This window comes from Nonomuraea sp. NPDC002799 (assembly GCF_053592075.1).
On the sequence record NZ_JBSFVA010000024.1, the window covers coordinates 1 to 13,764 of the forward strand.

Consider the following 13,764-nt stretch of genomic DNA (forward strand, 5'->3'; position numbering starts at 1 on the left):
GCCGGCGCCCCCCCCCCCCCCCCCCCCGGGGGCGCGCCCCCCCCCCGCCGCTCCTTATCCCCACCCCCCACCTCCAGACGAGGAGACGTCGTGTCCGCGAGGATGCACCTGAGGTCCTCGGTCATCGCGCTGCTGACCACCGCCCTGCTGGCAGCGGGCCAGCTGGCTGCCGCACCGCTGTCGGCCGAGACCACCACGCAGAACGCCGCCCAGGCAACGGACATCGAATGCACCGGCCACCGGGCGATGGGGGCGACCGTCACGGCGTCCTCCACCTTCAGCTCCAGTTACAGCGCGAAGAACGCCGTCGACGGCCTGTGCGCGGAGTCCTCCCGCTGGATGTCGTCGGCCACCGAAGCCACCCCCACGCTGACGATCAAGTTCCCGGCCAAGACCCGGGTCGGCACGGTCGGGATCTACAGCGGTTCCGGCTGGCCCAGCCCCTTCGCCGACACGGTCCTGGTGGACTTCACCGTCGAGGCCCAGACCGATGACGGCTGGGTGAGCGTCGGATCCGCGGTCGACAACACCGAGCCGGTGGTCACGTTCAGCACCGACCTCGTGACCGACACGCTCCGTCTGGTGATCACGAAGAAGTCGCGGCACAGCACGAACGCGGCCCGCCTGTACGAGGTGGTCGTCCGGGCACCCGGTGAGGGACCGCCCACGCCGCACCCCGCCGCCGCCGACGACTTCCGCACCGTCACGGAGGGGACCGACCTGGTCGCCGACGCGCCCGGCGTGCTCGGCAACGACACCTTCCCCAGCGACGTCACGCCCGCGGTGGCGGCGTGGTCCGAGCCGGCCCACGGCACCCTGACGACGTCCGCGGACGGGTCGTTCCGCTACCACCCCGATTCCGGGTACGTCGGCGTCGACACCTTCACCTACGAGGTCGGCGACGACTCCGAGCGCTCGACCGCGACCGTCACGGTCACCGTGACCGCCAAGCCGGACGAGTCGGCGCCGGACGAGCTCCGGATCTCCGCGATCTCCGGCCGGGCCGACATGGCGACCGGCGGCGACTCGCTGCTCCGGATCGAGCTGCCCCGCGCGGTCCCGCGCGAGAGCCTCCAGGTGACGTTGAACGGCGAGACCGACGTCACGCCCGCCTTCCAGACCGGGCCGGGCACCGGCGAGCTCGTCGGGCTGGTGACCGGGCTGCGTGAAGGCAAGAACACGGTCGAGGTCACCGCGCAGGCGCCCCACCGGCCGCACGCCTCGATCACGCTGGTCGACCACCCCGCGCAGGGCCCGGTGTTCTCCGGCCCGCACGAGCAGCCGTTCGCCTGCGAGACCGCGGCGTTCGCGATCCCGGTGATCGGCGGCAGGCTCGGCGAGCCGCTCGACGCGAACTGCACCATCGCCCCCCGGGTCGACTACTTCTACCGGACCACCGCCGACGCGTACAAGAAATGGCCGGCCGGCGCCACCGCCTACCCAGCCGACCTGGCCACCACGACGACCTCGCTCGGCGTCCCGGCCAAGTTCATCGTCCGGATGGAGACGGCCACCGCCAACCGCGCGGTGGTCCAGATGAGCATGCTGCACGACCCGCTGGCCGAGCCGGCGCCGTCCCCCACGGTGCGTCCCGCCGGCTGGAACGGCCGGGCCGTGTTCACCCTCGGCGGCGGCTGCGCGGCCGGGTGGTACCGGTCGGGCAGCGGCACCGGCACCGTCACCGACGCGTTCATGCTCGGCCGCGGGTTCGCGCTGATGTCGTCCTCGCTGAACGTCTTCGGCAACAACTGCAACGACGTCACGGCGGCCGAGTCGGCGATGATGACGAAGGAGCTGTTCGTCGAGCGGCACGGGCCGGTCGAGCACACGATCGGCTACGGCTGCTCGGGCGGGTCGTACCAGGCCCACCAGATCGCCGACAACTACCCGGGCATCTTCGACGGCATCGTCGTCGGCTGCTCGTTCCCCGAGGTCGGCATCAGCACGGTCAACTACCTCACCGACGCGCGGCTGCTCGACACCTACTTCACCTCCGGCACCACGCTTCCGTGGACGGACGAGCAGAAGCGCGGGGCCTCCGGCTTCGCGACCGCGGCCATGGTGTCCGCCATGTCGCGGGGCGCCAACCGGATCGACCCGCGGCAGGACTGTGACATCGTCCCCGAGCAGCAGCGCTACAACCCGGCCGCCAACCCGGCCGGCGTCCGCTGCGACCTCTACGACCACATGATCAACATCTACGGCACCGACCCGGCCACCGGCTTCGCCCGCAGGCCGCTGGACAACGTCGGCATCCAGTACGGGCTCGGCGCCCTGAAGGACGGGGGCATCACGCCGGAGCAGTTCCTCGACCTCAACGAGCACATCGGCGGCCTCGACGCCGACGCGAACGTCGTGCCGCAGCGGACGAAGGCCGACCCGGAGGCGACCAAGATCGCCTACCGCACCGGCCGGGTGATCAGCGGCGGTCGCGGGCTGGCCCGGACGCCGATCATCGACTACCGCTCGTACTGGGACGACGTGTCCTGGGGCGACATCCACGTCCGCTTCAACACCTTCTCCATGCGGGAACGGCTGAAGGAGGCCAACGGCACCGCGGCCAACCAGGTCAGCCTGCTGGAGGACGCCCGATACGGGCTGTTCAGCACCGAGAGCTCGCTGGTGCGGCACGCCCTGACCCAGATGGACCACTGGCTGACGAACCTCGCCGGCGTCCGCCCCGGCGGCAAGCCGATCGAGCGGATCACCACCGCGCGGCCGAAGACCCTGGTCGAGGGCTGCAACACCCGCGACGAGAAGCCGCGGTTCGTGGCCGAGACCCTTGAGCGCGATCCGGCGAGCGAGTGCGAGCGGATGTACCCGACCGCGTCCTTCCCCCGGGAGGTGGCGGGCGAGGACGTCACCGCCGACATCATCACGTGCCGGCTGACCCAGCCGAAGCGCGACGATTACGCGGCGCAGTGGACCGACGAGCAGTGGGAACGGCTGCGGACGATCTTCCCGCAGGGGGTGTGCGACTACTCCAAGCCCGGGGTGTCCCAGCACCGCACGAAGAACACCTGGCAGCGTTTCTGACAATTCCGGCGGCTCTAGGCCCGCATGGGTTCGCATGAGGCTTATAGGGCCAGGTCACCTGGCAGGGCGAGTGGCGGAGCACCTCGGTGCTCCGCCACTCGCTCGTTTGGGGGACGCGTTCAGCCGGACCGGGCGCGGTGGCAGCGGGCCAGCTCGGCGCGGATGTCACGGCGCAGAGCGCGGTCCAGGCCGGGCTGGGCGAGCGCGTCGGTGAAGTCGCGGGCCGCCTCCTCCCAGCGGCCGAGCCGGGCCAGCGCGGTGCCCCGGTTGTAGCGCGGCTCGGGCGCCGACGACAGGGCCACCGCCTGGTCCAGGTCGGCTACGGCGGCGGTCACCGCACCGCGTTCGAAGCGGACGGCGGCGCGGTTGGTCCACGCCTCGACCAGCGTCCGATCACCCTCCAGGGCCTGGGTGAACAGGTCCTCGGCCGGTTCGCCGCGCTCGGAGCGGACCAGGCCGAGCGTGCACAGCAGCGCGGGCTCCTGGGGAGCCAGCGCGAGCCCGGCCAGCGCGTCCCGTTCGGCCGCGTCGAGCGCGCCGCGCTCCAGGTGGGCGTTGACCAGGGCGATCCGGGCGTCGAGGTGGCCCGGGTCGATGGCGAGCGCGTGCTCCAGGTCCTCGCGAGCCCGCTCGTCGCGGCCGCGTTCCAGGTGCAGCACGGCGCGGTTGTAGTAGGCCTCGGGCAGATGCGGTCCCAGGCGGATGGCGGTGCCGTAGTCCTTGATCGCGGACCGGGTACGACCGGCCGCCCGATGCAGGGCGGCCCGGTCCACGTAGTACTCGCTGTTGCCCGGATCGTGGGCGATCACGGTGTCGAGGTCGGCCAGGGCCTGTTCCGGGTCGCCGAGAGCCAGGTGCACCTGCGCGCGGTTGTGGCGCAGGCGGGCCAGGTGTTGCGGGTGCTCGCCCGGCGCCAGCACCGCCGCCAGCCTGGCCAGCCCGTCGTCGATCAGCCGCAGCGCCTGGGCGGGCGCGCCGGCTCTGGCGTCCAGCAGGGCCAGGCCCTGCTCGTAGAAGACGGTGGAGATCACCTGGTGCCGCGGGTCGTCCATGCCTTCGGCCAGGCGGAGTGCCTGTTCCAGCCAGTGCCGCGCCCGTGCCGGGTCCTGGCCGGCGGGCGAGAGGTGGCGGGCGTACAACATGGCGGTGGAGTACGCGGCGGACATGTTGATCTTCGGGTCGCCGGTGGCCGCGCGTGCCTCGTCGTAGAGCTCAAGTGCCTCGCCGGCGCGCTCCAGCGCCGCCAGGGCGGTGGCCAGGCCGGTGGTGCAGGCCCACCACTGCCGCAGGTCGCCGCCGGGGGTGACGATGGCCCGTCCGTGGGCGGCGACGCGGGCCGCGTGGTGGTAGAAGCCGCGGGCCAGGCTGTCGCCGAGGGCGGCGCGGACGGCGTCCGGAGCCGTGGGGAGCGGCGCGGGTTCGGCGGGGCCGTCGTCGCGCAGGTCCAGGCGCAGCAGGGTGGCGGCGATCCGAGGGAGCAGGGTGTCCAGCAGTTCGGCGGTGGTCTCGTCGGCGTTCGCGACGTGGTCGAAGGTGACGGTGACCGGGCGGCGAAGGGTGCCGGCCCAGGAGGCCGCGAACTCCGCCGCGCCGTACGCCAGACAGGCGGTGCGCTGGGCGGGGTGGAACCTGATCGGCTCCTCCTCGGCGGCCGGCCGCACCGTACGGTCGAGCCAGGGGGCGATCGCGGACAGCTCGACCTGATGGCGGGCCGCCAGCCGTGGACGGTCCGCGGCGATCGCGGCGAGAAAATCGGCGACCCCGGCGTAGGGCCCGTGCCCGCGATGGCAGTCGAAGCGGGTCGCGGCCGCACCGAAGAGCGCAGGGGCGGGCACCCGGGAGCGCCCGCCCGTCTCGGCACCTACCAGCACCACTCGAACCAGATGCGGCGGGCACTGGACATCAGGCGCTGCGTGCTCTTGCGGCGGATGGTCATCTTCTTCATGGGCGCCTCCCGGATGATCAACTTCAGGATGCCCCAGAGCATAATCCGGCATTTCCGAAATAAGTAGACCGTCCGTGATCTCAGATGTTCTGTACCACGGCCATGTCCGCGACCTCCAGCGTCCGCGAGGTCCTGATCACCTTGATCATCAGGTCGGTGCCGATGTTGGCTCTGCTCAGTCCTTCTCCTTTTCGCCACGGCAGAACCGGGCGAACTCGGTGCTCATCGACTGCGCCAGTTGATCCACCTGCGGGCCCGATCCCGTGAGTGGGCTGCCATGGGTGCCGAAGTAGAGGGGCACGTCCACGAGGTGGCAGGCCCCCAGCGCGATCCCGCCGTGGCTCATCGGTGAGCGGTGACGGCACACCAGGTGCTCCGCTTCGCCCCGGTGCAGCCTGACGATCTCGCCGGCGGGCTCACTGAAGATCTCCTCGGTGTCCAGGCCAGGCCGGCCGATGGCGGTGAACAATCTCGTTTCCTCGGTCGTCGTGGTCACCAGGAGCGGCATCGGGGCCACGTCGCCCGAGCGGATGGCGTCCATGGGGTGCACGCGGAGCAGGTCTCCGTCCACGACGGGCGCCACCGGCAGCAGGCCGCCGGCGTGCGCGCCGGCCTGCGCCGCGGCGGTCTCGGCGGCCAGCAGGCCGGCGATCGGCGCCAGGAAGGGGTCCGCGCCGACGCTCGCCCGTGCCGCCCCCATCCAGGCGGTGGCCTGGGCAGGGGTGCGGAAGCCGTGGGGCACCGGGCTCATCGCCGCGGCCCTGGCGAACAGCCCTCGTGGCGCGCAGGTCATCAGGGCCAGCACGGACGTCCCACCCGCGGAATGGCCGGCCAGGGTGACGTGGCCGGGATCTCCGCCGAAGGCGGTGATCCCGTCGCGTACCCATTCCAGCGCGGCGATCTGGTCGCGCAGCCCGAGGTTGGCGGGAACGCCGTCGCCGTACCAGAACCCGGGCAGGCCCAGCCGGTAGTTGACGGTCACCACGACCAGGCCGTGGTGGCGGGCGAGCGCGGCACCGTCGTACATCGGCTGTGCTCCGGAGCCGAAGACGAAAGCACCGCCGTGCAGGAACACCAGCACCGGTCGCCGCCCGTCGCAGGACGGCGTCCAGATGTTCAGGTACAGGCAGTCCTCGTCGCCGGAGTCCGGGTCGATCTCCAGGCCGGGCACCCAGGCCATCCGGCCCGGCTGCTGGGAGGCGGGCGGGCCGGGTGCTCGGGCGTCCTGCACACCCCGCCAGGGCAGGGCCGGTCGCGGCGGGGTGAACCGGCGCGCGGGAGCGGCGTAGCGGACCCCCTTGAACACGCTCACCCCGTCGGTGCGAGCGCCGCGGAGCAGGCCCAGATGCGTGTCCGCCAGGCTCATGCCCGCAGCCCCAGGAAGGCGGCGGCGTTGCCACCCAGGATGGCGGCCCGCTCGGCGTCATCCAGTTCCGGGCAGGCCCCGACCACTGATCCCGGCTCCTGCTCCCCGAGCGGGAAGGGGAAGTCGGTGCCGAGCATCACCCGTTCCGCGCCCATCACCTCGACGAGCAACCGCAGGGCCCGCGGATCGAACACCGCCGAGTCGACGTAGAACCGGTCGGTGTACGCCGACGGCGGCCGGGGCGAGTCCGCGCGGACGATGTCACGCTGGTGCCAGGCGTTGTCGGCCCGCCCCAGCAGGAAGGCGAAGCTGCCGCCGCCATGGCAGAAGCACAAGCGCAACGATCGCGGCAGCGCCTCGAACGCGCCCGACAGTATGAGGGACATGATGCTCAGCTGCGTCTCGGCCGCCATGCCGACCAGCCACGGCAGCATGTGGCCACGCATGCGGTCGGCACCGAGCATGTCCCAGGGATGCACGAGCACCGGCATGTCCTCGTGCGCGCAGCGCTCAAGGAATGCCAGGATGTCGCGGTCGTCCAGGTTGCGCGCGCCGACGTGGTTGCCGATGTGCACGCCCCGGTGCCCGGCGGCCTTGGCCGCCACGAGCGTCTCGACGGCCAGGCCCAGGTCCTGCAACGGCACCTGGCACAGCGGGATCAGCCGCTCGGGGGCCTGCGCGCAGTGCGCGAGGACACGTTCGTTGATCATCGAGCACCACTCGGCCGCGCGTTCGCCGTCGGCCGCGTAGCCGAACAGCAGGGGCGTCGAGGAGATGACCTGGATGTCCACACCGGTCCTGTCCATGGCGGCCAGGCGTGCCCCGGCGTCCCACAGTTCCGGCGTGACCGGGCGGTAGTCGTCCTCACCGCTCATCATCATGCCGTCGCGCAGCCACGGCTCGCCCGCGCCGGCCAGCATCCTGGCCTCCGACCGCGAAATGCTCGGGAAAACGTGCGCGTGTACGTCGATCACCGTCACTGCACCCTCGGTCGCAGATGCTCCGGCCAGTCCTTGCCGGGGTGCTCGGCCCCGCACTGCGGGCACGTGCGCTCGCCCTCGTAGAAGGCCTGGAAGATCGGCGGCAGGTCGTCCACGATCGACTTCACCTGCACCTCGGCGCGGTGCACCAAGTGGTGACAGTTCACGCAGTACCACTCGAAGGCATCCAGATTGCCCTTCGCACGGGCGTACTCCACCACCAGGCCGATCGAGCCGGGGACCGGCCGCTGTGGCGAGTGCCGCACGTGGGGAGGCAGCAGGAAGACATCGCCTTCCCTGATCTGGATGTCCACGGGCGGCTTGCCCTCCTGCTCCATGACCCGCAGCACCATGTCACCTTTGAGCTGGTAGAAGAACTCCTCGATCGGGTCGTCGTGGAAGTCGGTGCGCTGGTTGGGCCCGCCGACGATCGTGATCAGGAGGTCGGCGTCCGCCCAGATCTGCACGTTGCCGACCGGCGGCTTCAGCAGTTCCTGGTGTTCATCGATCCACTGGTGGAGGTTGAAGGGGGGCATCATCGCGGGCTCCTTTGCGGTATGTGGGCGATGCAGGAAATCTCGATGAGCAGGTGCGGGTGCGGCAGCTGGTGGACGGCGACGGTCGTCCGGGCGGGACCGCTCTGGTCGAAGTACTCGCCGTAGACCTCGTTGTAGCCGCCGAAGTCGTTCATGTTGACCAGGTACGTGGTCACGCTGACCGCATCGGACAGGCCGCCGCCGGCGGCGGCGAGCAGATCGGCGATGTTCTCGATCACCGCTCTGGTCTGTTCGCGGATGTCCAGGGTCGGCGTGCCCAGCTCGTCCGCGCTCGCTCCCACGAAGGAGCCGTCGGGGCGGCGGGAGCTCGTGCCGGAGACGAACACGAACTCGCCGGCCCGTTTGACGTGCGGGAATCTGCCGCGTGGGCGGGCTTTGCCCGCTACTACCAGCGCGTCGCTCATCGGGTCGTCACCTCCACGTGGCCGAGACCGGCGGCACTGACGCGTACGTGGGCGCCGGCGGGAAGCGGGACGGCGGCCGTGGCCGCTCCCGCCAGCACGATCCAGCCGGGCTGGAGCTCGATGCCGGCGGCGTGCGCCAGCCTGGCCGCCGCGGTCAGCGACCGCAGCGGGTCTCCGAGGATGGCCGCCGACGAGCCGCTCGCCACCGGCCGGCCGTCGATCTCCATGATCAGGCCGAGGTTGGCGACGTCCCGGGGACGGTGCCAGGGGCCGTGGCCGAAGCCGCTGGCCGAGGCGTTGTCGGCGATGACGTCGGGCAGGGTGAAGCTGAAGTCCTCATAACGCGAGTCCAGCACCTCGTAGCCCACGGCCACGGCGCCGACGGCGGCGACCACGTCGGCCGGCGTGCGTACCGGCCGCTCGAGCAGGAAGGCGATCTCCGGCTCGATCCGCGGATGGATCAGGCCGCTCAGGTCGAGGCGTGACTCGATGAGCATGGCATCGGTGAGCAGGCCCCAGATGACGTCGTCGACGCCCATCTGGAGCATCTTGGCGCGGCTGGTGAAGCCCATCTTGACGCCGATGACGCTTTCACCGCGAGCCAGCCGCCGCTCGTTCAGAGCGCGTTGCACCTCATAGGCGGCCGGCACGCTGAGGTCGGTCACGCCGGTCAGCCGGGGGATGGCGTGCCCGCTCAGCGCGGCCTCGTCCAGAAGTTCGGCGAGTGCCTTCACACTTCCTCCTTGGCGTGGTCATCGGTGGCGAAGGCCGCGCGGACATCGCCGAGCCCGTCGATCCGGGCTTCCAGCACGTCGCCCGGCCGCACCGGGACGACCGGGCCGAGCGCGCCGGTCAGCACGGTGTCGCCCGCGCGAAGCGGCCGCCCCAGCACGGCGAGCGTGTCGGCCAGCCACACCGCGGCGTGCAGCGGGTGGCCGAGGCAGGCCGCCCCGACACCGGTGGAGACCTGCTCCCCGCGTCGCTCGACGACCATTCCGGCCATCCGCAGGTCGAGGTCGCGCAGCAGAACCGGACGCGTGCCGAGCACGTAGACGCCTGCCGAGGCGTTGTCGGCGACGGTGTCGGTCAGGGTGATGTCCCACTCGCGGATGCGGCTGCCGACCACCTCGATGGCGGGCAGCGCGAACGCGGTGGCGGCTATCACGTCGGCGACCGTGTGCCGCTCGTGGGGCAGGTCGCGGTCGAGTACGAGCGCGACCTCCGCCTCGGCGCGCGGCTGCAGCACCGCGCCGACGGGGATCTCCTCGCCGTCCGGCACCGCCATGTCCGCGAAGAGCGCCCCGAAATCGGGCGAGCCGACGCCGAGTTGCTTCTGCACGGCCTTACTGGTCAGTCCGATCTTGCGCCCGGTCAGCCGCCTGCCTTCGCCCAGCCAGTGCTCGGTCAGCAGGCTCTGCACGGCGTAGGCCGCCTCGACGCCGTCGATCAGCGAACGGACCGGCTCGCAGGGCCGGCCGGAACTGTACGCCTCCAGCAGCCGCGTGGCGGCGGTCCGCAGCGGGTCTGTCGCCGAAGTCACCTGGATCCTCATATCTTGACGCACACGTTGACGGGCTCGGAGAAGAAGTCGAGGGAGTGCTCGCCGCCCTCGCGGCCGATGCCGGAGGCTTTCACGCCCCCGAAGGGGGTGCGCAGGTCGCGCAGGTTCCAGCAGTTCACCCAGACGATCCCGGCCTCGATCCGCGGCGCCACCCGATGGGCTCGCGACAGGTCCTCGGTCCAGACCGTGGCGGCCAGCCCGTACGGGCTGTCGTTGGCCAGCCGGACCGCTTCCTCCTCGTCGTCGAACGGCGCGACGTGGCAGATGGGTCCGAAGATCTCTTCGCGAACCGTGCGCGCGCTCTGCGGCAGCCCGGTGATGACGGTGGGCTCGACGTAGAAACCGCCGTCGCGGGCGTCGCCGAAAACGGGCGCACCTCCGCCCGCCAGCACTGTCGCACCCTCCTCGACCGCCAAGCGGTAGTAGGACAACACCTTGTCGCGATGCTCGGCCGAGATCATCGGCCCGTAGTCGTCCCATTGGCGGGCCCGCTCGGCCAGCGCCTCCACGAAAGCGTCGAAGATGGGGCGCTGCACGTAGACGCGCTCGGTACACAGGCAGATCTGGCCGGAGTGAGTGAAACTGGAACGCAGGGTGCCCTCGACGGCCCGCTCCAGGTCGGCGTCGGCGAAGACGAGCGCCGCGTTCTTGCCGCCCAACTCGAACGAGAGCGGCGTGACGTGCGCGGCGGCGTTGCGCATGATGGCGCTGCCGGTGGCCGAGGCGCCGGTGAAGGCGATCGCGTCCACGCCGGGGTGCGTGGTCAGGTGCTCCCCCGCCGCGTTCGCGCCGTGGCCGTGCACGAGGTTGAACGCGCCCGGCGGCAGGCCCACCGCGTCGATCACCTCGGCCAGCAGGGTCGCCGTCGAAGGGGTCTGCTCCGACGGCTTCGCCACGACGGCGTTGCCGGCCGCGAGCGCCGGCGCGACCTTCCAGGTGAGCAGCAGCAGGGGCAGGTTCCATGGGGAGATGACGGCCACGACGCCGATCGGGCGGCGCACGGTGTAGCTGAGGGCCTGACCGCTGCCGCTCCATGGGGGGACGGTCATGGGGTAGGCACGTTCGGAACGGCCGTAGGCGAGGTCGGCGTAGGCGCGGAAGTTGCCGATCGCGCGCGGGATGTCCACCATGGCGGCGAGCTCTCGCGGTTTGCCGGTGTCGGCGACCTCGGCCGCGACGAATTCGTCGAACCTGGCCTCGATGCCGTCGGCGATGCTCCGCAGGTAGGCGCATCGTTGTTCGGCGTCGGTCCGACCCCATGCGCCCTTGAGGGCGGCTTCGGCGGCGTGTACGGCCTCGTCCACGGTCTCGCGCGAGGCTTCCGGCACGGTGCAATGCTCGTGGCCGTCGACTGGCGAACGCAGGGGGAACGGCGTCCCCACCACCGTGAAGACGCCGTTGACGTAGTGCGCGGGCTTCATGCCAGCCATTGTGCTGACAGCGAGGGATAACAGTCCAATACCTGATATGCCATCAGATATATGGCTATTGATATATCGCGCCGAACCGGCTGCGGTAGCTATAGTCAAACAAGCAGGAACTGCCGAGAAGGTATGTTGATTCGGTGATAACTCGCCCGTTGGACCTGCTCAGCGGCCGGCTCAAGCTCCGGCACCTCGTACTCGTCACCTCCATCGCCGATCACGGCAGCGTCCTGCGTGCCGCCGAGCATCTGCATCTCGCGCAGCCCGCCGTCACCCGCGGGCTGCGCGAATTGGAGGAGATCCTCGGGGTGGAGCTCTTCCTCCGAGGACCGCGCGGCGTCAGCCCCACCCTGTTCGGCGAGGCGTTCATCGACCACGCCCGCGCTGTGCAAGCGGAGCTGCGCAGAGCCAGCGAGCACATCGCGGGCCTCGCCGACGGCGACGCGGGGACCGTCACCGTCGGCACCCTGCTGACAGCCACGAATGTGTTGCTGCCCCGTTCCATCGCCGCGCTCAAGGCCGACCGGCCGGGGATCACCGTGATCGTCAAGGAGGGAACGTTCGACTCGCTCGTGCCCCAACTGGTCGGCGGCGACATCGATCTCATCCTCGGCCGGCTCAATCCCATCGACGATCGCTCCGGGCTACGCCAGATTCCGCTCTACAACGAGCCGGTACGGCTCGTGGCTCGCGTCGGCCATCCAGCCGAACAGGCGAACACCCTGGCCGATCTTCTCGGCTTCCCCTGGATACTTCCGCTGGAGCAGACCTCACTGCGTCAGGAGCTGGAGCAGGTGTTCCTCCAGGACGACCTGCCGCTACCGCGCGACCGGACGGAATGCACGTCCATCCTGACCATCCGCTCGCTGCTCGTCGCGACCGACATGATCGCCGCGCTGCCGGCGCTGTTCGTCAGGAACGATGACCAGCTCGTCGAGTTGCCGGTCTCCCTGCCGTCCGTGCGCCGCTCCGTGGGGGTGACGTTGCCCGGCGCTCGCGCTTTGACTCCTGCGGGCAAGGCCATGCTGTCCTATTTGCAGCAACAAGCTCAGCGCCTCGACGGCGCCGACGCCGCCGGGAGCGTGCGTCCACACCCTTGACCTCCTGCCCCGCTCGAAGCCGGGAGATGCCGTCCACGGGCGGGTCGCCGAACCTCATCGGCACCCGCCCCCGCTCGCGCAGGGGTAGGTGCCGGTGGAATTCCCGCCTTCAGGCAGGGGAGGATGTCAACGCCGCTCCTGAACCTCGACCTTCGACAGCCCGCAGGGTGACGGCCGCGGGCCTCAGATGCGTGCGCCCGCCGGACGCACACCCACGCTGAGGTCAGCGACGCGCAGGATCTCCGCGGCATCATCGACCGGCGGGTAGATCCGCTCGCGGTTGGTGGCCATCTTGCGCTGTTTGGCCGTCTCACCGATGCTCTGGACCGTGCGCTCCCAGCCGCTGGTGAGCACCGCGCCGGCCCGGCCGAGATCGACACAGGTGGCGTACGGCGCCGCTTCGAAAACGGCCTGCGGCAGCCCGAGCAGGTCCGCGACGGCATTGTGCCCCGCGTACTTGCCGAGGGGGATGGCGTGCTGGCAGGACTGCAGCACCAGGTGCCCCGCGTCCGCCGCCGCCGCGGCGGTGTCACCGGCCGCGTAGACGCCGGGCGCCTCGGGGACCGCGAGATGCCCATCGACGTACAGGCGCCCCAGCGTGTCACGCCGCCCTTCGATCTGCCCGGTCAGCGGACTCGCCTGCATGCCCGCGGTCCAGACGACCGTGTGAGCGGGCAGCTCCGAGCCATCGGTGAACCGGACGACACCCGGCTCGATCGACGTCACGGCCTGGCCGAGGCGCACTTCGACGCCGAGGTCGGCCAGAGCGGCGGTAATGGCAGGGCGTGGCCCGGCCCCCATCTCCGGTCCGATCTCGTCGGCCCGCTCGACCAGCACGACGCGCGGCCGCTCACGGTGGGCGGAGAGACCGGCCAGCCTGTCCACCATCTCCGTGGCCACCTCGATGCCGGTGAATCCGGCGCCCACGACGACGACCGTGCGGCTGCCAGGGTGGTCCGGCAGCTCATGCAAGTGCCGGTCGAGGGCGACGGCGGCCTGCAGCGTGTCCACGTTGTGGAGGAACTCGGCACCGACGACGTCCGCCTGCCGCAACGTGCTGCCCGCAGCCAGAATCAGTCGCTGATAGCCGAAAGTGTGCGAGCGGCCGTTCTGGTCGTCCGCCCGCACCGTGCGACTTGCGGTGTCGATACCGGAGACGGTGGCGGCAACGTGTTCGACGCCGATCGGCTGCAAAATCCTGTGCAGCGGAACGCTCAACTCGTGCGGGTCGGCCTCGTAGAGCCGCGGTCGCATCACGAGGTCGTCGCCAGGAGCGATGAGTGTGATCGACAGGTCCGCTCCGCTCGTCTCACGAACCCGGGCGGCCGCCGCGGCGCTCCACACCCCGGCGAAACCACCACCGACCACAAGGATGTCCGTCATGAGAGTTT

12 protein-coding genes are annotated in these 13,764 nt (G+C 70.9%); 2 read left to right on the forward strand and 10 right to left on the reverse strand.

What is annotated here, in order from left to right:
* Nucleotides 1-90: 90 nt before the first annotated feature.
* Nucleotides 91-3,036 (forward strand): DUF6351 family protein, encoded by a 2,946-nt coding sequence (locus ACWD0F_RS34120; RefSeq protein WP_449883066.1) that lies wholly within the window; start codon nucleotides 91-93, stop codon nucleotides 3,034-3,036.
* A 119-nt stretch (nucleotides 3,037-3,155) separates the two neighbouring features.
* Here the strand turns inward: ACWD0F_RS34120 and ACWD0F_RS34125 are convergent, their stop codons facing one another.
* The 9 genes from ACWD0F_RS34125 to ACWD0F_RS34165 form a co-directional block, all read right to left on the reverse strand.
* Entirely contained in the window at nucleotides 3,156-4,907 is a 1,752-nt protein-coding gene (locus tag ACWD0F_RS34125) for a tetratricopeptide repeat protein (protein WP_449883069.1), read from the reverse strand.
* On the reverse strand, nucleotides 4,898-5,023 hold the full coding sequence (locus ACWD0F_RS34130) for a hypothetical protein (RefSeq protein ID WP_449883071.1): 126 nt from the start codon (nucleotides 5,021-5,023) through the stop codon (nucleotides 4,898-4,900). The genes ACWD0F_RS34125 and ACWD0F_RS34130 overlap by 10 nt, the downstream gene beginning before the upstream one ends.
* 133 nt (nucleotides 5,024-5,156) lie before the next feature.
* On the reverse strand, nucleotides 5,157-6,347 hold the full coding sequence (locus ACWD0F_RS34135; protein ID WP_449883074.1) for a carboxylesterase family protein: 1,191 nt from the start codon (nucleotides 6,345-6,347) through the stop codon (nucleotides 5,157-5,159).
* Nucleotides 6,344-7,321: an amidohydrolase family protein gene (locus ACWD0F_RS34140; protein WP_449883075.1), complete on the reverse strand. Its 978-nt coding sequence runs from the start codon at nucleotides 7,319-7,321 to the stop codon at nucleotides 6,344-6,346. Before ACWD0F_RS34140 ends, ACWD0F_RS34135 begins: the two co-directional genes overlap by 4 nt.
* Nucleotides 7,322-7,323: 2 nt before the next feature.
* Nucleotides 7,324-7,866, reverse strand: a complete 543-nt coding sequence (locus tag ACWD0F_RS34145) for a 3-hydroxyanthranilate 3,4-dioxygenase (RefSeq protein ID WP_449883078.1) — start codon at nucleotides 7,864-7,866, stop codon at nucleotides 7,324-7,326.
* Nucleotides 7,863-8,288, reverse strand: coding sequence for a RidA family protein (locus ACWD0F_RS34150; RefSeq protein WP_449883080.1), 426 nt, complete (start codon nucleotides 8,286-8,288; stop codon nucleotides 7,863-7,865). Before ACWD0F_RS34150 ends, ACWD0F_RS34145 begins: the two co-directional genes overlap by 4 nt.
* Nucleotides 8,285-9,022 carry a 2-keto-4-pentenoate hydratase gene (locus tag ACWD0F_RS34155; protein ID WP_449883083.1) on the reverse strand — a complete coding sequence of 246 codons (738 nt, stop codon included), beginning with the start codon at nucleotides 9,020-9,022 and terminating at the stop codon, nucleotides 8,285-8,287. Before ACWD0F_RS34155 ends, ACWD0F_RS34150 begins: the two co-directional genes overlap by 4 nt.
* Nucleotides 9,019-9,828 (reverse strand): 2-keto-4-pentenoate hydratase, encoded by an 810-nt coding sequence (locus ACWD0F_RS34160; protein WP_449883086.1) that lies wholly within the window; start codon nucleotides 9,826-9,828, stop codon nucleotides 9,019-9,021. The genes ACWD0F_RS34155 and ACWD0F_RS34160 overlap by 4 nt, the downstream gene beginning before the upstream one ends.
* A gap of 8 nt (nucleotides 9,829-9,836) precedes the next feature.
* Complete coding sequence (locus tag ACWD0F_RS34165; RefSeq protein WP_449883089.1) at nucleotides 9,837-11,270, reverse strand: 2-hydroxymuconic semialdehyde dehydrogenase; 1,434 nt, start codon at nucleotides 11,268-11,270, stop codon at nucleotides 9,837-9,839.
* A 143-nt stretch (nucleotides 11,271-11,413) separates the two neighbouring features.
* On the opposite strand from ACWD0F_RS34165, the gene ACWD0F_RS34170 reads away from it, so the two are divergent.
* The gene (locus ACWD0F_RS34170) at nucleotides 11,414-12,373 is read left to right on the forward strand and encodes a LysR substrate-binding domain-containing protein (RefSeq protein ID WP_449883091.1); all 960 of its coding nucleotides are present in this window, start codon (nucleotides 11,414-11,416) and stop codon (nucleotides 12,371-12,373) included.
* A 183-nt stretch (nucleotides 12,374-12,556) separates the two neighbouring features.
* Here the strand turns inward: ACWD0F_RS34170 and ACWD0F_RS34175 are convergent, their stop codons facing one another.
* Nucleotides 12,557-13,756, reverse strand: a complete 1,200-nt coding sequence (locus tag ACWD0F_RS34175) for an NAD(P)/FAD-dependent oxidoreductase (RefSeq protein ID WP_449883094.1) — start codon at nucleotides 13,754-13,756, stop codon at nucleotides 12,557-12,559.
* Between the last annotated feature and the right edge of the window lie 8 nt (nucleotides 13,757-13,764).